The sequence below is a fragment of the Aliterella sp. E5.1 genome, from assembly GCF_057473825.1.
The window spans coordinates 1-972 of the sequence record NZ_JBYCCV010000528.1 but is presented as its reverse complement, the minus strand read 5'-3'; the positions used below and the strand labels follow the sequence as shown (position 1 = coordinate 972).

2 protein-coding genes are annotated in these 972 nt (G+C 48.9%); one reads left to right on the top strand and one right to left on the bottom strand.

Features of this window, described 5'->3' with window-relative positions; genetic code table 11:
• A partial coding sequence (locus tag AC2VE5_RS28790) for a WecB/TagA/CpsF family glycosyltransferase (RefSeq protein WP_486890925.1) occupies positions 1-559 on the top strand: 559 nt, incomplete at its 5' end.
• Positions 560-579: 20 nt separating this feature from the next.
• Here the strand turns inward: AC2VE5_RS28790 and AC2VE5_RS28785 are convergent.
• The coding region (locus AC2VE5_RS28785) for a hypothetical protein (RefSeq protein WP_486890924.1) at positions 580-972 on the bottom strand (393 nt) is incomplete at its 5' end.

Genomic DNA, 972 nt, shown 5'->3' with positions numbered 1-972 from the left:
AATCGTGCTTCCAGATGGGAAGCCTTTATCCTGGGTCTCCGCACTGCGCGGTCAAAAACCCGTTTTACGCACTGTGCCCGGTCCAGAATTGTTCGAAGGCGTAATGCGAGCGGGGCTTCAAACAAAGATTCGTCATTATCTTCTCGGATCCACGCCCAAAGTGCTTGAAGATCTGGAAAATAAATTGTGCGAAAGGCATCATGGAGTTAAAATTGTAGGAAAAGCAAGTCCGCCATTTAGGCCGTTGACAGCCGAAGAAAGAAGCAGTCAACTAGTTGACATTCAACAAAGCGGGGCCCAATTAGTTTGGGTAGGATTAGGGACTCCGAAACAAGACTTTGAGGTGAAAGTTCTTGCAGAAGAGACCGGCCTCATATGCGTCGCTGTAGGCGCGGCGTTCGACTTCTCGTCTGGGAATGTAGCGCGAGCACCGCGATTGCTTTCGAGCGTGGGGCTCGAATGGTTGTTTCGATTAGCTTCTGAACCACGCCGCTTATGGCGGAGATACTTTTATGGAAACCTGCGTTTTATATGGTTGACTTTGATTTCCCGCAAGTGAGAACTAAAAAGACGATCGTGCTAGGAGTGGCTGCGGCCATAAAATCGGTGCAGATAGCGAAACAGCATATAGTAAGACGCGACAACCGTTGAACAGGCGCCAATTGTTAGGGCCCAAGCGAAATAAAAAAGCGAAAATTGAAGAGAATATAAGGCAAGACTGAGGGTGACTATAACGCCCACGAGCTGTCCAAAAAAGCTTATTTTTCCAAGCCGCAGTACTCGAATGACTGCTCCACCCGGTTGGCTGAGGACTGCAAGCGATGCTAAGACAACTAACGGCAAGAGGATGTCCGCGATATCTTCGATAAAAGCCGGAGGAACCAGCAGAATGGCTAAGTTTGAGACTAGGGTCCAGCCGATACTTGCCATGATTACTGCGCCGACGGCGAATATTGCCATGGTTTTTAGTAG